This is a genomic window from Streptomyces sp. NPDC058198, assembly GCF_042882605.1.
GTDB lineage: Bacteria > Actinomycetota > Actinomycetes > Streptomycetales > Streptomycetaceae > Streptomyces.
Genome location: NZ_JBHVVP010000001.1, coordinates 825,553 through 842,168 on the forward strand (window position 1 = coordinate 825,553; position 16,616 = coordinate 842,168).

Annotated in this window: 16 protein-coding genes; 3 read left to right on the plus strand and 13 right to left on the minus strand. The window is 72.7% G+C overall.

Annotated features, from left to right (window positions below):
- Positions 1-31: 31 nt before the first annotated feature.
- The 4 genes from ACFVWW_RS03660 to ACFVWW_RS03675 form a co-directional block, all read right to left on the minus strand.
- Positions 32-1,222, minus strand: coding sequence for a sensor histidine kinase (locus ACFVWW_RS03660; protein ID WP_384190755.1), 1,191 nt, complete (start codon positions 1,220-1,222; stop codon positions 32-34).
- Positions 1,219-2,721: a cation acetate symporter gene (locus ACFVWW_RS03665; RefSeq protein WP_384190758.1), complete on the minus strand. Its 1,503-nt coding sequence runs from the start codon at positions 2,719-2,721 to the stop codon at positions 1,219-1,221. The genes ACFVWW_RS03660 and ACFVWW_RS03665 overlap by 4 nt, the downstream gene beginning before the upstream one ends.
- Complete coding sequence (locus ACFVWW_RS03670; protein WP_386875716.1) at positions 2,718-3,125, minus strand: hypothetical protein; 408 nt, start codon at positions 3,123-3,125, stop codon at positions 2,718-2,720. The genes ACFVWW_RS03665 and ACFVWW_RS03670 overlap by 4 nt, the downstream gene beginning before the upstream one ends.
- A gap of 89 nt (positions 3,126-3,214) precedes the next feature.
- Positions 3,215-3,964 (minus strand): LytR/AlgR family response regulator transcription factor, encoded by a 750-nt coding sequence (locus ACFVWW_RS03675; protein ID WP_384190763.1) that lies wholly within the window; start codon positions 3,962-3,964, stop codon positions 3,215-3,217.
- A 77-nt stretch (positions 3,965-4,041) separates the two neighbouring features.
- On the opposite strand from ACFVWW_RS03675, the gene ACFVWW_RS03680 reads away from it, so the two are divergent.
- The gene (locus tag ACFVWW_RS03680; RefSeq protein ID WP_386876724.1) at positions 4,042-4,722 is read left to right on the plus strand and encodes a zf-HC2 domain-containing protein; all 681 of its coding nucleotides are present in this window, start codon (positions 4,042-4,044) and stop codon (positions 4,720-4,722) included.
- A 43-nt stretch (positions 4,723-4,765) separates the two neighbouring features.
- On the opposite strand, the gene ACFVWW_RS03685 is transcribed toward ACFVWW_RS03680, so the two are convergent.
- The gene (locus tag ACFVWW_RS03685; RefSeq protein WP_386875718.1) at positions 4,766-5,632 is read right to left on the minus strand and encodes an Fpg/Nei family DNA glycosylase; all 867 of its coding nucleotides are present in this window, start codon (positions 5,630-5,632) and stop codon (positions 4,766-4,768) included.
- A gap of 158 nt (positions 5,633-5,790) precedes the next feature.
- Here ACFVWW_RS03685 and ACFVWW_RS03690 point away from each other — a divergent pair, with 158 nt between their 5' ends.
- Positions 5,791-6,510 (plus strand): alpha/beta hydrolase, encoded by a 720-nt coding sequence (locus ACFVWW_RS03690; RefSeq protein WP_386875720.1) that lies wholly within the window; start codon positions 5,791-5,793, stop codon positions 6,508-6,510.
- On the opposite strand, the gene ACFVWW_RS03695 is transcribed toward ACFVWW_RS03690, so the two are convergent.
- The 6 genes from ACFVWW_RS03695 to ACFVWW_RS03720 all read right to left on the minus strand — a co-directional run bounded on the left by ACFVWW_RS03695 (position 6,498) and on the right by ACFVWW_RS03720 (position 13,661).
- Positions 6,498-7,364, minus strand: a complete 867-nt coding sequence (locus ACFVWW_RS03695; protein ID WP_386875722.1) for an amidohydrolase family protein — start codon at positions 7,362-7,364, stop codon at positions 6,498-6,500. The genes ACFVWW_RS03690 and ACFVWW_RS03695 overlap by 13 nt on opposite strands.
- Positions 7,365-7,367: 3 nt before the next feature.
- Positions 7,368-7,679, minus strand: coding sequence for an L-rhamnose mutarotase (locus ACFVWW_RS03700; RefSeq protein ID WP_384190775.1), 312 nt, complete (start codon positions 7,677-7,679; stop codon positions 7,368-7,370).
- A complete protein-coding gene (locus ACFVWW_RS03705) occupies positions 7,676-8,659 on the minus strand; it encodes an aldo/keto reductase (RefSeq protein WP_386875724.1) in 984 nt (327 codons plus the stop codon). Before ACFVWW_RS03705 ends, ACFVWW_RS03700 begins: the two co-directional genes overlap by 4 nt.
- A 167-nt stretch (positions 8,660-8,826) precedes the next feature.
- Positions 8,827-10,209 (minus strand): wax ester/triacylglycerol synthase family O-acyltransferase, encoded by a 1,383-nt coding sequence (locus ACFVWW_RS03710; RefSeq protein ID WP_384190779.1) that lies wholly within the window; start codon positions 10,207-10,209, stop codon positions 8,827-8,829.
- A gap of 110 nt (positions 10,210-10,319) precedes the next feature.
- Positions 10,320-12,398 carry a SpoIIE family protein phosphatase gene (locus ACFVWW_RS03715; protein WP_386875727.1) on the minus strand — a complete coding sequence of 693 codons (2,079 nt, stop codon included), beginning with the start codon at positions 12,396-12,398 and terminating at the stop codon, positions 10,320-10,322.
- Positions 12,399-12,461: 63 nt separating this feature from the next.
- Positions 12,462-13,661 (minus strand): DUF6777 domain-containing protein, encoded by a 1,200-nt coding sequence (locus tag ACFVWW_RS03720; protein WP_386875728.1) that lies wholly within the window; start codon positions 13,659-13,661, stop codon positions 12,462-12,464.
- A 352-nt stretch (positions 13,662-14,013) separates the two neighbouring features.
- On the opposite strand from ACFVWW_RS03720, the gene ACFVWW_RS03725 reads away from it, so the two are divergent.
- Positions 14,014-14,562, plus strand: coding sequence for a DUF1990 family protein (locus ACFVWW_RS03725; RefSeq protein ID WP_384190788.1), 549 nt, complete (start codon positions 14,014-14,016; stop codon positions 14,560-14,562).
- A gap of 69 nt (positions 14,563-14,631) precedes the next feature.
- Here ACFVWW_RS03725 and ACFVWW_RS03730 read toward each other — a convergent pair whose 3' ends face one another.
- Both ACFVWW_RS03730 and ACFVWW_RS03735 read right to left on the minus strand, forming a co-directional pair.
- The gene (locus ACFVWW_RS03730; protein WP_384190791.1) at positions 14,632-14,805 is read right to left on the minus strand and encodes a hypothetical protein; all 174 of its coding nucleotides are present in this window, start codon (positions 14,803-14,805) and stop codon (positions 14,632-14,634) included.
- 218 nt (positions 14,806-15,023) lie between these two features.
- Positions 15,024-16,514: an SDR family NAD(P)-dependent oxidoreductase gene (locus ACFVWW_RS03735; RefSeq protein ID WP_384190793.1), complete on the minus strand. Its 1,491-nt coding sequence runs from the start codon at positions 16,512-16,514 to the stop codon at positions 15,024-15,026.
- Between the last annotated feature and the right edge of the window lie 102 nt (positions 16,515-16,616).

Below are 16,616 nucleotides of genomic sequence, written 5' to 3' on the forward strand. Positions count from 1 at the left end.
GTGGGCACCGGCCCCCTTCCAGGGGGCGTTGTCAGGTGCCGTGCACGCCCGCGCGGTACTTGGGAATCCGTACCGTGATCTTCATTCCCGCGTCGACCCCGGTCTCGATGACCAGGCCGTACGCGTCCCCGTAGACCTGGCGCAGCCGTTCGTCCACATTGAGCAGTCCGATTCCGGTGGACGCACCTCCCTCGCCGCGCAGGATCTGCCGCAGCCGGTCCGGCTCCATACCGACCCCGTCGTCCTCGATCACCACTTCGGCCTCGGCGCCCGCGTCGAGCGCGCTGATGGTGATCCGGCTCGTGGTGACCGCTCCTTCGAGGCCGTGCTTGACGGCGTTCTCGACGAGCGGTTGCAGACACAGGAAGGGCATGGCGACGGGAAGGACCTCCGGGGCGACCTGAAGAGTGACCGAGAGCCGCTCGCCGAAGCGGGCCCGGACGAGGGCCAGATACTGGTCGATCGAGTGCAGTTCGTCGGCGAGGGTGGTGAAGTCGCCATGGCTGCGGAACGAGTAGCGGGTGAAGTCGGCGAATTCCAGCAGGAGTTCACGGGCCCGGCTGGGATCGGTGCGGACGAACGAGGCGATGGCGGCCAGCGAGTTGAAGATGAAGTGCGGGGAGATCTGGGCACGCAGGGCTCTGATCTCGGCCTCGATCAGCCGGGTGCGGGAGCGGTCGAGCTCGGCCAGTTCCAGCTGTACGGAGACCCAGCGGGCGACCTCGCCGGCCGCCCTGGCCAGCACCGCAGACTCGCGCGGCGCGTAGGCGACGAGGGTGCCGAGCACCCGGTGGTCGACGGTCAGCGGGGCCGCCACGCCCCAGCGCAGCGGGCAGTCGAGATCGCGGCAGCCGCTGGCGAAGGCCGTACCGCGTCCGCTGGCGAGCAGCTGCTCGACATGGTCCATCACATGCTTGCCGTGGTGCTCGCCGAGACCGTCCCAGGCGAGCACCCGCTCCCGGTCGGTGAGGCAGAGCGCGTCGGTGCCGAGCAGGGAGCGCAGTCGGCGGGCCGCCTTGCGCGCGCTCTCTTCCGTGAGGCCGGCCCGCAGCGGAGGGGTGGCGAGTGAGGCGGTGTGCAGGGTCTCGAAGGTGGCGTGCTCCACGGGGGTGCCTACATCGCTGGTCCGCTCGGGGCCCGCGGTGCGCCGGCCGAGCAGAAAGCCGCCCGCGAGCAGCAGCGGACCGAGGACGATCAGTACGGCGAGGGCAGCTCCGCTCATCGCGTGCCCCCGGTACCGCCGCGGGCGCCCGGCATCAGGGCCTCCGGCAGATGGAAGCGGGTCATCGCGGCGTTGGTGCCGGGCGGTATCCGGCTCTGCGTGGCCAGGGAGACCAGGATCATCGCGAGAAAGCCGACCGGGACGGACCAGACGGCGGGCCAGGCGAGCAGCGCGTGCGGCCAGCCGGACCGTACCGCCCCGCTCACCGTGATCACCGTGGCCACGAACGTGAGACCGCCGCCGAGCAGCAGTCCGGCGATGGCACCGGGCGGGGTGAGCCGCCGCCACCAGATGCCCAGCACGAGCAGCGGGCAGAAGGAGGAGGCGGAGACCGCGAAGGCCATGCCGACGGAGTCGGCCACCGGCATCCTCCCGCTCACCAGCAGTGAGCCGCCGAGCGGTACGGCCATGGCGAGCGGGGTGGCCAGCCGGAAGTGCCGTACGCCGCGCGACGGGAGGACATCCTGCGTGAGCACTCCCGCGACGGCCATGGTCAGTCCGGAGGCGGTGGAGAGGAACGCGGCGAAGGCACCGCCCGCGACGAGCGCGCCGAGCAGATCCCCGCCGAGTCCGCCGATCGCCCGTTCCGGCAGCAGCAGGACGGCGGCGTCGGCGTCCGTGCCGTAGGGGAGTTCGGGTACGTACAGCCTGCCCAGCGCGCCGTAGACCGGCGGCAGCAGATAGAACGCGCCGATCAGCGCCAGGACGACCACGGTGGTACGCCGGGCGGCCCGGCCGTTGGGGCTGGTGTAGAAGCGGACGACGACATGGGGCAGGCCCATCGTCCCGAGGAAGGTCGCCACGATCAGTCCGTAGGTCGCGTACAGCGGATGGTCGCCGCGGCCCCCGACCGCGGCCGCCAGGCCGAGGTCGACGCGCGGCCGGCCGTCACCCTGCCAGGCGAGCAGCAGGAAGATCGCGGGGACGAGCAGCGCGGTCAGCTTCAGCCAGTACTGGAAGGCCTGGACGAAGGTGATGCTGCGCATGCCGCCCGCCGCCACGGCCACCACCACGACCAGCGCGACGAGCACCCCGCCGAACCAGTCGGGCGCCCCGGTGAGGGTCTTCAGGGTCAGCCCCGCGCCCTGGAGCTGGGGCACGAGATAGAGCCAGCCGGCCCCGACCACGAAGACGCTCACGAGCCGCCGCACCGCACGGGATTCGAGCCGTCCCTCGGCGAAGTCGGGGAGGGTGTACGCCCCCGAGCGGCGCAGCGGGGCGGCGACGAAGACCAGCAGCACCAGATAGCCGGCGGTGTAGCCGACGGGGTACCAGAGCATGTCCGGGCCGTGCAGCAGCACCAGTCCGGCGACGCCGAGGAAGGAGGCGGCGGAGAGGTACTCGCCGCTGATCGCGGCGGCGTTGAGCCCGGGTCTGACCGTACGGGAGGCGACGTAGAAGTCGGAGGTGGTCCGGGATATCCGCAGCCCGAAGGCGCCGACGAGCACGGTGGCGAACACGACGAGGGTGACGGCCGTGACCGTGTAGCTCTGGCTCACGGAACGGGCCGGCCTTCCACGAGCCGGGCGAAGTCGCGCTCGTTGCGCTCCGCGCGCCGTACGTACCACCAGGCGAGGAGCGTCAGCAGCGGATAGGCGGCGAAGCCGAGCACGAGCCAGACGGCTGTCGCGTCGCGCAGGGTGGCGAAGGCCAGCGGCAGGGTGCCGACGACCAGCGCGAGCCCGCCGAACGCGGTGAGACCGGCCCGGAGTTGACTGCGCATCAGAGAACGGACATAGGCGTCGCCGAGGGCGGTCTGTTCGTCGATCTCCGCCTGGGCGCGGAAGCGGGGCAGGGGCCGTACGCGGCGCGGTTCGCCGGTGACGACCTCGCGCCGTGGCGCCGGCTGCCGGGAGGCGCCCGCCCGGGGCGCGGGCTGCCGTGAGCCGGACTCCCCGGTCATGGTGCCTCCTCGCCGTCGGGCCGGCGCCGTCCCGCCCGGTGCCCGCGCCGGAGTGTACGCAGCCGGGCTGTCCGGCGGGAAGGGCCTGGTCAGCGCCCGGTCTGCCGCATCAGCAGATCACGCAGCGCGCGGGCGTGACGCCGGCTCACGGCCAGCTCGGCATCGCCGACGCGCACGCTCATCGCGCCCGCGTCCAGCCGCAGTTCGTCGATCCGGGCCAGGGCGACGAGATGGCGGCGGTGGATACGGACGAATCCGCGGGCCCGCCAGCGCTCCTCCAGGGTGGTGAGGGGGATCCGTACCAGATGGCTCGCGGTGTCGGTGTACAGCCTGGCGTAGTCGCCCTGCGCCTCGGCATAGGCGATGTCGTCGACGGCGACGAAGCGGATCACCCCGCCCAGCTCGACGGGTATCTGGTCGGCGGCGGTGTCGAGCACGGCGGGCCGCTCCCCCACCAGTTCGGCGACCCGGCGGACGGCTTCGGCGAGCCGCTCCCTGCGGACCGGTTTGAGCACATAGTCGACGGCCTTCAGATCGAAGGCCTGCACGGCGAAGCCCTCGTGCGCGGTGACGAAGACGATCAGCGGGGGCTCGGCGAAGCCGGCGAGCAGCTTGGCGACGTCGAGGCCGGTCAGCCCGGCCATATGGATGTCGAGGAAGACCACATCGATGGCCGCGGAGTCGTCAGGACCCGCGTCGAGCGCGGCGCCGATGCGGCGCAGGGCCTCGGTCGCGCTCGTGGCACCCTCGGCTCCACGGACCCGGGGGTCGGCCCGGAGCAGATAGAGCAGTTCTTCGAGGGCTGGTTCTTCGTCGTCCACGGCCAGTACGCGCAGCATGACGCCGGAGTGTAGGCGGTGTCTCCCGGATCGTGCCCGGCTTGAGTGATTCGGCGCTCCGCCGCGTACCAGACACCATGCGGACCTTGGAACTCCATCGCGATGCCGGCGCCTACGCACTGGGCGTACTCGACGCCACGGACGCCTTCCGCTTCGAGGAGCACCTCATGGACTGCCCGCGGTGCGCGCTGCTGCTGGCGGAGTTCGGCGGGGTGCGGGCGCAGCTCGACGAGTACGCGCGGCGGACCCCCGCCGAGGTGGCGCCGTTCGCGGCGACGAGCCCGGAGCTGCTGGCCGGGATGCTCGACCGCAGGTCGGCCTGGCGGCGCGGGAGCCGCAGGCGGCGGCTCGCGCTGGTGGCCGCGGTGGCGGTGCTCGTGGTGGGCGGTCCGCTCGCCGTCCTCGGCGCGGCTCCCGGCCCGGGGCCAGGACCGGGGCCAGGACCGGGGGCCGGGGTGACCGCGCGCTGGACCGCGTCGGACCGGGCGACGGGGACGGCTGCCGTCGTGACGGCCGCGGAGAAGGCCTGGGGGACGGATGTCGGCCTGGAGCTGATCCGTCCCGGCGCCTCCGGGGTGTGCGCGCTGATCGCGGTGGGCCGGGACGGCTCGCGCGAGACCGTGACGACCTGGGCGGCGCGCGCCGGGGACGGTTCGCCGCTGGTCACCCGTGGTGGGGCGGCGCTGCGTCCCGACCAGATCGACCACTTCGAGGTACGAGCCGCCGACGGCCGCCGGCTGGTGACGATCGGCGGCTGACCGGCGGCGACTGACCGGCGCGTCCCCGGCCGGCGCTGCGCCGCTACTTGAGCAGCCGGGACATCCTGCGGTCGGCGAGCGGTTTGCCACCCGTCTGGCAGGTGGGGCAGTACTGGAGCGAGGAGTCGCTGAACGAGACCTCCCGGATGGTGTCACCGCAGACCGGGCAGGCCTCCCCGGTGCGGCCGTGCACCCGCAGCCCGCTCTTCTTCTCCGCCTTGAGCCGCCCGGCGGCCACCCCGCGGGAGCGCTCGACGGCCTCGTGCAGCGTGGAGCGCATCGCCTCGTAGAGGACCGTGATCTCGTCCTCGGAGAGGTTCTTCACCGGCTTGAACGGCGACATCTTCGCGGCGTGCAGGATCTCGTCGCTGTACGCGTTGCCGATCCCCGCGATCAGCCGCTGGTCCCGCAGGGCGCCCTTGATCTGCCGCCGTTCACCGGCGAGCAGCCGGGCGAGCGCGGCGCGGTCGAAGGCGGCGTCGAGCGGATCGGGGCCGAGCCGCTCGATGCCGGGGACGTCCGCCGGGTCGCGTACGAGATGGACGGCGAGCCGCTTGGTGGTGCCCGCCTCGGTCAGATCGAACCCGTCGCCCTCGGCGAGGACGACCCGCAGGGCGAGCGGTCCCTTGCCGGGGCGCGGCGGCGCCTCCGGGAACGAGTCCTTCCAGCGGAGCCAGCCCGCGCGGGCGAGATGGATGGCGAGGTGCAGCCCGGCCTCGCCCGCGACGATGTCGAGATACTTGCCGTGCCGGCCGATGCCGGTGACGGTCGCGCCCTCCAGTGCGGAGAGCGGCGGATCGTAGGTCTTGAGGGCATTGACCGTCAGGGGCAGGACGCGGACGATCTCCTTGCCCACCAGCTGGCCGTCGAGGAACTCGCGCAGCGCTTCGACTTCGGGTACTTCCGGCATGCGTCCAGCGTGCCGCAGGCCCCGTACGGCCGCCCGGTGAACCGGTGCGCCGGATGAGGCATCCGCGGCCGCCGTGGCTACGAATCATCTGGGAGAGAGGTGTCACTGTGACGTGCCGTACACCTCACCCCCGAACCCCGTCGGAAGGAAGCCCCCACGTGCCCGTACGAGACCGCCGAGCCGCCGTCCAGCCCGCCCTGGTCCTCGACAGGACCGCCGCGCGGCCACGCGCCGCCGTCCTGCTGCTGCACGGCGGACGCTCGGAGGGCGAGGCGCCGCCGAGCCGGCTCAATCTGCCGGGCGCGCGGATGTGGCCGTTCACCCGGGCGGTGCTCCGGGCCACCGAAGGGCAGGACGTGGTGGTGGGCCGGGCGCGCTACCGGCGCCGGGGCTGGAACGGCAGCCGCGCCGACGCGGCCCGCGACGCGCGCCGGGCGCTCGACGAGCTGGAGCAGCTGGCCGGAGCCGTCCCCGTGGTCCTCGTGGGGCACTCGATGGGCGGCCGCGCCGCCCTGGCCGTGGCCGGACACGGCCTGGTCAGCGGGGTGGTGGGGCTCGCCCCCTGGTGCCCGAGGGGCGAGCCGGTCGACCAGCTGGCCGGCCGTCGTGTGGTGCTCCTGCACGGCGACCGTGACCGGGTGACGGACCCGCACGGCAGTACCGATCTTGCCGCCCGCGCCCGCGCCGCGGGCGCCGAGGCCTGTGCCGTACTGCTGTCCGGCGGCGATCACGCGATGCTGCGCCGGGCCGGCACCTGGCACTCACTGGCCACCGGCTCGGTCACCGCCATGCTGGGCATGGACCCGTTTCCCGGCGTGGTGGGACAGGCTTTCCTGGCGGGTGGGGACCAGGGGAAGAGCCCGGTTCACAAGGCGTAGACGCGCCGCGCGGTGGTGCCGAAGACCGCGTCGCGTTCGTCGCCGCTCAGTTCGTCCGTCACGGTACGGGCGGCGTCGAGCACCTCCTCGTAGGTGGCGGCCAGCCGGCACACCGGCCAGTCGGAGCCGAACATCAGCCGCTCGGGCCCGAAGGCGTCGAGCACGACGCCGGCGTACGGACGCAGCCCGTTGGCCGTCCAGGAGTCCCAGGCGGCCTCGGTGACCATCCCGGAGAGTTTGCAGACGGTGTTGGGTCGGGCGGCCAGGGTCCTGACGTGGCCGGCCCAGGGCTCCATCCCGCCCGTGGCGATCGGCGGCTTGCCCAGATGGTCGAGGACGAAGGTCAGCTCCGGCAGCAGCTCCGCCGCCCTGGCCGCGGCGGGCAGCTGGTGGGGCAGGACGACGAGGTCGTACGGGAGTCCCGCCGCGGCGACGGCGGCGAGACCGCGCCGTACCTCCGGACGCAGCAGCCACTCCGGGTCGGCCTCGCCCTGCACCTGGTGGCGGATCCCCACGAGCTTCTCGCCGCCGGGCAGTGCGCGCAGCGCGGCGAGCGTCTCCGCGATCCCGGGTGCGGTGAGATCGGTCCAGCCGACGACGCCCGCGACGAGATCGCTGCCGGCGGCCGCCGCCAGGAATTCGGGGGTCTCCTCGGCGACGCCGATGGTCTGGACGAGAACGGTCGCCGCCACGCCGGCGGCGCGCGCCTCCGGCTCCAGATCGTCGAGGGTGAAATTCCGGCGGATGGGCGCCATCGCGGAACCGGTGATCCAGTCCTGGTCACGCACGGACAGGTCCCAGAGGTGATGGTGGGCGTCGACGACGGTCGGCGGTGCGCTCGGCTGTCGCATCATGCCTCAGAGCTCCCAGACGACGGGCAGTCCGGCGTCCGCGCCGCCCGCGGAGTAGTCGTGCACGACATCGAGCAGCTCCGCCATCCGCGCCTGCCAGCCGAGGTTGACCGGGAGCTGGTCCAGTTCGGCGAGCAGACGGCCGTAGTCCTCGCACTCCAGCAGATGGAAGAGGTCGGTGCCGCTGCGCCAGATCGTCCAGGAGGTGGCGCCCGCCGCGCGGATCGCGGCGGTGAGTTCGGCGGGCACCTCGCGGTGCGCGGCCTCGTACTCCTCGACGCGGTCGGCGCGGACCGTGGTGTGCAGGGCGACTCTCATGACAGGGCTCCGTCCTCGGTCAGCAGTCCTTCGGCGCGCAGCTCGGCCCAGAGGTCGTCGGGGACGGTGCGCCCGGCCAGTTCGGCCGCGTCCTGTACCTCCGCGGCGGATCTGGTGCCGACCAGCACACTGGCGACGGCCGGGTGACGGAGCGGATAGTGCAGGGCCGCGGCGCGCAGGGGGATGTCGTGGCGCCGGGTGACGGCGTCCATGCGCAGGGCCCGGTCGAGCAGGGCGGGCGGCGCGGCGGCGTAGTCGTACATCGCGCCGGGGCGCGGGTCGGCGAGCAGCCCGGAGTTGAAGACCCCGCCGACGACGACGCTCTTGCCGCGCGCGGCGGCCTCGGGCAGCAGGGCGGTGAGGGCCGACTGGTCGAGGAGGGTGAAGCGGCCGGCGCACAGGACGACATCGACGTCGGTGTCCCGGAGAAAGCGGGTGAGCATCGCGGTCTGGTTCATCCCGGCGCCGATCGCGCCGACGACGCCTTCGGCGCGCAGCCGCTCCAGGGCCGGATAGCCCTGCTGGAAGGCTTCTTCCGCGTGGCCGTCCGGATCGTGCAGATAGGCGATGTCGATCCGGTCGAGGCCGAGCCGCCCGAGGCTGTCCTCGATACTGCGGCGCACCCCGTCCGCGCTGAAGTCCCAGACGCGGCGGTGCGTGGCCGGTACGGCGAAGCCGTTGGCCAGGTCGTCCCCGGCGGGACCGCCGGGGACGGGTTCGAGCAGCCTGCCCACTTTGGTGGAGAGCGAGTACGTGCTCCGCTCCCTGCTGCGCAGCGCCTCGCCGAGCCGCCGCTCGGACAGCCCGAGACCGTAGTGCGGTGCGGTGTCGAAGTACCTGATGCCCGCGTCCCAGGCGGCGTCGACCGCGGCCGCGGCCTGCTCCGGTCCGACCGGGGTGTACAGATTGCCGATCCCGGCCGCCCCGAAGGACAGTCCGGTCACGCTGACCGCACTGTGTCCGAGCGTGGTGTGCCGCATACCGCTGCCGCCTCCCGAGGTCATCCGTCGCCGAAAGTCGCGGCGCCGATCACGACGAATATTCATCGGATGACTGGGTGCCGTCAACACCTCTGAGGCAGCTCTCTGTGGTTCATTCGCGAAGAGCTGTCCGATCTATCGGCTGACCCGCAGCCATTGACCCGCGGCTATCCGATGACCCGCAGCAGCTCCTCCAGTTCGTCGGTCATGCCGCGCGCGAGCTGTTCGAGGTCGGGGACGGCCTTGCCGTCGGCGACGAGCCCCACATGCACCCGGCCGCCGTACGTGGACAGCGCCACGGCCAGGGACTGTCCGCGCGCCAGCGGCGCCATCGGATACACCTCGCGCAGCGGGCAGCCGCCCAGCGAGAGCCTCGAGCGCGGCAGCGGCACGCTCGTCACGAGAATGTCGAAGAGCATCCTGGCCGCGTTGCCGGCCAGTGGCGCCCCGAGCCGGTGGGCGAGCGCCGGCAGTTGGTCCGCGAGCAGGGCGACGGCGCCGGCGCCGCGCCAGGGGCCGTCCGACTTGTTACGGTCCATGCCCTCGCGGACGGCGGCGAGCCGGGCCCGGGGGTCGGCCTCGGCGACCGGCAGAGCGAGCAGATAGGCGGAGAGCTTGTTGCCGGAACCGGGCTGACTGCCGGGCCGGCGGCGGGAGACCGGCACCAGGGCGCGTGGCGGGACGGCAGGCAGCCGCTCACCCCGTTCGAGCATCCAGCGCCGCAGCGCGCCGGCCACCGTGGCGAGCAGGACGTCGTTGGCCGTACCGCCCGTGGCCCGGCGGATCCGCTGGACGTCCTCCAGATCGAGCGTGGCGGTCGCGAGGCGCCGTGTCCCGCTGGATCCGGCGGTGAGGGCGGGCGTCCCGCGCGGGTCGAGCCGGCTGGCCCGGACGACCGAGGCACCGATGCCGACCGCCCGGCCCAGTTCCTCGATCCGGCCCCTGGCCAGGCCGGCCACCTGCCAGGGGCCCGGCAGCCAGGACCTGGGCGCCACCGGACGCACCTTGCGGACCCCGGCCGACCGCGCGTCGGCGATCTGGTCGAAGATGCCCGCGCCGATGGCGACGGCGCGCATTCCGTCCGCCAGGGCGTGGTGCAGTTTCACCAGGACGGCGAAGGGCCGGCCGCCCTCCTCGGCTCCCCGGCCTCCCCCGGCTCCCGTCGCGGCCGGGCCCGGCGTCAGGACGTACATCTCCCAGGGCGGTAGGCCGCGTTCCAGCGGGCGTTCCATCAGCTCTCCCGCCAGCCGCGCGGCCTCCGCCGCGAAGTCCCCCTCGGGCAGCGGCAGCCGCCGCACATGCCGGCGTACGTCGAAGCCCTTGTCCACCGCCCACGCGGCGCCGCCGACGGGCAGCAGGACGTCCCGTACCCGCATCCGCAGCCGGGGAACGGCGGCGGCGCGCGCGGCGAGCAGCTCCAGCACACCGGCGCCGCCCGCCGTGCCGGCCGCGGCGGTGAAGACGGCGAGCGCGCCGAGGTGCATGGGATGGTCCGCGGTTTCGAGATGCCAGAAAGCCAGATCGAGAGGTGCCAGCAGCTCGGTGGTCAAGGAAACCCCAGATCCTAGAGGGCGAGGTACTACAACGGATACAGCCAATCGCCTGCGGTCGGTTACGTTCAAGTACGATCACGCTACGTACAGTTAACGACGGATGCGGTTCAATGTGACGGCCGGGCGGGGACGATGAACTCGCACCACACGCACTTGCCGCTGCCGCGCGACTCCACCCCCCACTCATCCGCCAGCTCGTCCACGAGCAGCAGTCCACGCCCCGAAACCCCCGATTCCCCGGGGTCGCGACGGTGCGGCAGGGCACTGGACCGATCCTCGACCTCGACCCGCAGCCGCCGCTCCAGCGACCCGGACAGCTCGCGTACGGTCACGATCGCTCCGTTTCCGGTGTGCATCAGCGCATTGGTGATCAGTTCGTCGGCGGCCAGCTCGATCTCGTCCGAACGTTCCCTGGCCCCCCAGGCGGCCACCGCCGCCCGGATCATGTGCCGTGCGGTGCTCAGCGCCCCGGGGTCGCCCTGGCCGACCCGCTGCTGGAGCCGGCCGCCGTCCTGCGGGGCGCGCGCGCCGCCGCGGCGCAGCAGGAGTACGGCGACGTCGTCCTCGCCGCCCCGCTCGTCCACCACCTCACAGAGCCGGTCGGCCAGCAGCTGGAGATCGCGCGGACCGTCCCGTACCAGCGCGGCCAGCAGCCGCATCCCGTCGTCCAGATCGGTGCCCGGCTGCTCCACCAGCCCGTCCGTGCAGAGCAGCAGGGTCTCGCCCGGCTCCAGCTCGGTGGTCTCCACCGGGTAGTCGAGCCGTCTGAAGGCCGCGGAGAGACCGAGCGGCATCCCGCCCGGCACCGGCAGCCTGCGGCAGTCGCCGTCGACGTCCCTGATCAGCGGATCGACATGACCGGCGCGGACCAGCTGGACCACCCCCGTCGACAGATCGGCCTCCGCGTAGGTGCAGGTCGCGAAGCGGTCGGTGTCCAGCTGATGGAGGAAGACCGAGGCCCGCGCCATCACCGTGGCCGGCGCGTGCCCCTCGGCCGCGTACGCCCGCAGCACGATGCGCAGCTGTCCCATCACGGCGGCGGCGTGGGTGTCATGACCCTGTACGTCTCCGATGACCGCCCCGACGCGGCCGCCGGGCAGCGGGATGATGTCGTACCAGTCGCCGCCGATGTCCCGGCCGAGCCGGGCGGAGCGGTAGCGGACCGCGATCTCGGCGCCGGGCACGGCGGGGATCCGGCGCGGCAGCATCGCCTGCTGGAGCCCCTCCGCCAGATCGTGCTCCTGCTCGAAGAGCACGGCGCGCTGGAGGCTCTGGGCGATGCTGCTGCCGAGGGCGACCAGCAGATTGCGGTCCTCCGCGGTGAATCCGTACTTGTCGCGGTAGAGCAGCCCGAGCGCCCCGATGGGACGTGACTGCGCGATCAGCGGGAGATAGGCGGCGGCCGTGATGCCGAGCCCGCTGATGTGCGGCCACAGCAGCGGGTAGGAGAGCGCGAACTCCCCGGCGGACTCGATGAAGCGGGGGGTGAGTGTCCGCAGCACCTCGCTCATCGGGTATCCCTCGTCGACGCGCGTGATGCGCGTCCCCGGCACGAAGGAGCCCTCGGGCCCCTCGGCGACCAGATGGATGCGTCCGGAGTCCAGCAGGCCCATGACCAGGCTGGTCGCACCGAGGTCCGCGAGACCGTGGGACTCCTTCAGCACGTCGATGACGTCCTGGACGGTCCTGGCATGGGCGAGCGCGGCGGTGGTGCCCTCGACGAGGCTGGTCCGCACCCGGCGTACCGCGTCCAGTTCGAGACGCGCGACGGAGTCGGCGAGCTCCTGGGTGGCGTCGCGGACGATGCCGATGACGCGGTGGGGCCTGCCGTCGGCGTCGCGGCGGATAGTGCCCTGGGTATGGGTCCAGCACAGGGTGCCGTTCCGCCGCCGGATCCGGAGGTACGCGCCGTAGTTGGCGCTGCCGTCCCTGAGCGCCGCCGACACCACATCGTCCAGCCGGCGGCCCTCGCCCTGCGGGAGCCGGCTTCTGAGCGTCTCCGGCCGGCCGTCGTACTCGTCGGGGCGGAGGTCGAACACGTCGAGGGCGGGGCTGTCCAGATGCAGCAGCCCGCTGTCGAGGTCCCAGTCGAAGGTGCCCATCCGGTTGAGGGAGAGGGTGAGGTCCGAATGGGCCGGCCAGTCGTCGGGAAGCGACAGGGGCCCCGCTGCTGCCCGTTCAGCCATGAGGATACTTTGTCATTATTTGCCGGATTCTTCGAGCTGTCCCGTCAGCCCTGAGACATGCCGTCAGCCCTGAAACGCGTCGGGGCCGAGCAGTACGTCGCCGGGCTCCCCGCCGTCGGGCACCGCGGGAAGTGGCTCGCTTCCGGGCGCCTCGCCGGATGCGTCGCCGGACACATCGCCGGACACGTCGTCGGGCCCGAACAGCGAGTCCGCCGGAAGGGGGCAGTCGGGCGGGACGGAGAGACTCCCACTCCGGCCGTCCCCAGAATCCGAGGTGCTCGACGGGCAGTCCGCCGGCGCGTCGGGAGCCGGTTCCGGACCCGCCCCCGAACCCGCGTCCGGGCCCGGCCCCGGCGCCGTCTTCGTCCCGCTCGGCGAAGAGGGGCCGGAGCCGGTGGAGGAGCCGTCAGAAAGGGCCTGGACCGCCGGCTTCACGATGCCCGGATCGGTGATGTCGGCGCCGGGGTCGTACGACGGCGGAACCTCGGGACTCCTGTCCTCGCCGCCGTCGGTTCCGACGCTCCGCTCGATCCAGGTCTTACCGGCCGCATCGGCGATGATCAGGCTGTTGACGACCTCCGGGGCACGGTTGACGACGACGACCCGGTCGGGCCGGTAGTCCGGCCACGGCTGCCCCCGGTGCGTCACGGAGCCCTGCGCGACCACCGGCGGACGCAGCGGGTTGCCGCCCGCGCAGCGCACCCTCGGCACCCCGTAGTGGTCCACCATCACGGCGGTGCCCGTCTGGAGCACGGACTGCAGGGAGGCGGCGGATCCGCTCCGGAAGGCGTGGCTCGTCACCCGGATGTCGGCCCGCAGGACCACCGGAGTGAGCCCGCGCAGGAAGTCGGGGACGGACGTTTCGCTGATACCGGCCCCCTGGGCGAAGGCGCGCGCCTTGGTCCTGCCCTCGGTCAGGAGACGGACCTGCCGCTCCACGTCACAGCTGGGGGCGGACCTGATGCCCCCGTAGAGTCCGGGTGTGGAGCCCGGAAGGACACGCGCCGTCCGCGCCGGAGCGCGCTGGCCGGCCTGGCCCGTCCGGCCGTCCGGCGTCGAAGGCCGGGCCGAGGGCACGGCCTTGGGGGGCGCGGCGGCGGTCGACGGGGTGAACGGATCGGCGCCCTGGGCCGCGACCGGCTGGAGGAAGAGATCCTTGGCGCTCGACACGTCCTCGCCGTCCCCGCCGCAGCCGGCCGTGATCAGAGCGCCTGCGGAGAGCGCGGCGAGCGCGATATACCGACGACGGATGGGTGAACGCACCAGAATCTCCTGCCTCTTCCTCCAGAGATGTCCTTCTATGTCTGCCGGATCCGACCGGGCCCCGCAAGCGGGAGCGGGGCGCAAGAGCCGGGGACTTGAACGCGTTCACTCGACGCCCTACGCTGATCCAGCGGCTTGAACACGTTCAAGTACGGGCGGTGGTGCGGATGTCCATGCTGGTCAACCCGATCGTGACCCCCGGCAGGCGGATCGCCGGGCCCGCGGGCCCGCACCCGTGGAAACCGCCGGGCACCGCCGCCACTGCCGGTCTGCGCGCACTACGCCGCCGGTGGCGGGCGCACAGGTCCTGTCCGGCCGACCGCCCGGCGACGACTCAAGGAGAGAACGCCGTATGAAGCCCCGCCCCGCGCGCAGCACCCCCGGCCCCGTCAGCGGCTCCTTCACCTACCCGGAGGTCGGCGCGACCCGGCTCGGCCCGCTCCCCGAGGGCTATCACCATCTCCACCACCGGACCAGGATCGGCCGGGGCCGCCCGGTCTTCGACGCGGCGGGCGCCGCGGTGACCACCTTCCGTCTGCACCGCCGCGCGGGCACGCGCGTACGGGCCGGATCGCCCCGGGCTGAGCCGGGCACCGCTGTCGAGGTCGCCCTCGGCGTGGGCCCGCTGCGGGTGAGCGCGCCGTGCGAGGTGGTGTGGACGGCGTACGAGAGGGAGCGCACCGGCTTCGCGTACGGGACGCTGGCCGGGCACCCGGAGCGCGGCGAGGAGTCCTTCGTCGTCGAGCTGCGCGAGGACGGCTCGGTGTGGTTCACCGTCATGGCCTTCAGCCGGCCGGCCCGTTGGTACTCCAGGCTGGCGGGCCCGCTGGTGCCGGTGTTCCAGGGCTGGTACGCACGGTGGCTGGGACACACCCTGCGCCGGATCGCGGCCGCGGCCTGAGACCCGTGGGACGGACCGGGGGTGTCCCGTACCCCGGCACACGCGGGGTACGGGACGCCGGAGGCTCTGTCAGTCGACACCGGGCAGGATGTGCGGCTCCAGGAGATCGTCCTCGTAGCCGGCCAGCCGGATCGGGGCGGACCTGGCCCACACTTCGAGGTTCCCGAGCTTCTTCTCGGGCCTGCGGGCCCGCTCGACCGGTTCATGCGGCCGCTTGTCATGCTTCGTGAGATCTGGTGTCACCGCGCACTCCTCTGTGTCGCGCAACTCTGGGACAGGGCAGTTCCGTCGCGGTGGCGTCGTTACTCGGACGGGACCGCGGCCGTGGTAGTGCCTGTCCCCGCACGGCCGTGGGGATGGTGTGTCCCCTGGTTGGCCGTCCGTGCGCACCACAGTAACCAGATGAGCATCTACCCGCTCTATAGGCTCGCGTTCGGGTGATCTTTCAGGCCAGTCGGCCGCTACCAGTTGGCGGGCGCGTAGTCCTTGAGGAAGCAGCCGAAGAGGTCCTCGCCGCCCTCGCCGCGCACGATCGGGTCGTACACCCGGGCGGCGCCGTCGATCAGGTCGAGCGGGGCGTGGAAGCCCTCGTCGGCGAGGCGCATCTTGTCCGGATGCGGGCGCTCGTCGGTGATCCAGCCGGTGTCGACGGCGGTCATCAGGATGCCGTCGGACTCGAACATCTCCTGGGCGCTGGTGCGGGTGAGCATGTTCAGCGCGGCCTTGGCCATGTTCGTGTGCGGATGTCCCGCGCCCTTGTAGCCACGGCTGAAGACGCCCTCCATCGCGGAGACGTTCACCACGTAGGCGCGCTGGGCCGCGGCGGCGGCCATCGCCGGGCGCAGTCGGCTGATCAGGATGAACGGCGCGGTGGAGTTGCACAGTTGCACTTCGAGCAGCTCGACCGGGTCGACCTCGGAGACCGTCTGGACCCAGCTGTTGGAGTCGTGCAGATCGGGCACGAGACCGCCGGCGTCGATCGCCGTGCCCGCCTCGATCCTGGCGAGCGTGGCCGAGCCGCCGATCAACGCGAGGCCGGTGACGTCCGAGGCGCTGAGGGCCTCGGCGCCGACGGCGGGCAGAACGGCCTGGGCACCGCTGCCGAAGGCTCCGATGACCTGCGAGGAGGGGAGTTCACCGGCGGGCAGCGGCGCGGACTCGGCGGCGAGGAGTTCGCTGTACGCCTGCGGGGAACGGCGTACCGTCTGCGCGGCGTTGTTGATCAGGATGTCCAGCGGGCCCTCGGCGGCGACGGAGTCGGCGAGCGCGACGACCTGCGCCGGATCTCGCAGATCGATCCCGACGATCTTGAGCCGGTGGATCCAGTCGTCACTGTCCGGCATCGCCTTGAAGCGGCGGACCGCGTCACCGGGGAAGCGGGTGGTGATGGTGGTGTGCGCGCCGTCGCGCAGCAGCCGCAGCGCGATATACATACCGATCTTGGCGCGGCCGCCGGTGAGCAGCGCGCGCCGGCCCGTGAGGTCCGTACGGGCCTCACGGCGGGCCCGGTTCTCGGCGGCGCACTCCTGGCAGAGCTGGTGGTAGAAGGCGTCGACCTCGGTGTAGCGGGCCTTGCAGATGTAGCAGGAGCGGGGGCGCTGGAGTATGCCCGCGATCTCGCCGCTGACCGAGGAGGAGGGCAGCAGGCCCTGCGTCTCGTCGTCGATGCGCTCGGCCGAGCCGGTGGCGGTGGCCTCCGTGACGGCCTTGTCGTGGGCGGTCTTGGCGGCCCTGCGCTCCTGGCGGCGGCGCTGCTTCACGGTCCGGTAGATCCCCGCGGTGGCCCGCCGGACCGCGATGGCGTCGGGGTGGTCGACGTCCAGCTTGTCGAGTTCGTCGAGCACGCTCAGGCAGACGGCCATGCGCTCGGGATCGACGCCGGGACCGTACGCCGGGCCGCCGTCGTACGCGGGGCTCTCGCCGTACGCCGGGCTGTCCTCTGTCACCGTCATCGCTGTTGCCGTTCCTCGATCACTCGTACGCCGGAGTCCCGGATGGGGGCCTTTGTTGGCTATTGCGGTCATCCCCGCAGGTCAGGAGCATACCGACGCGCC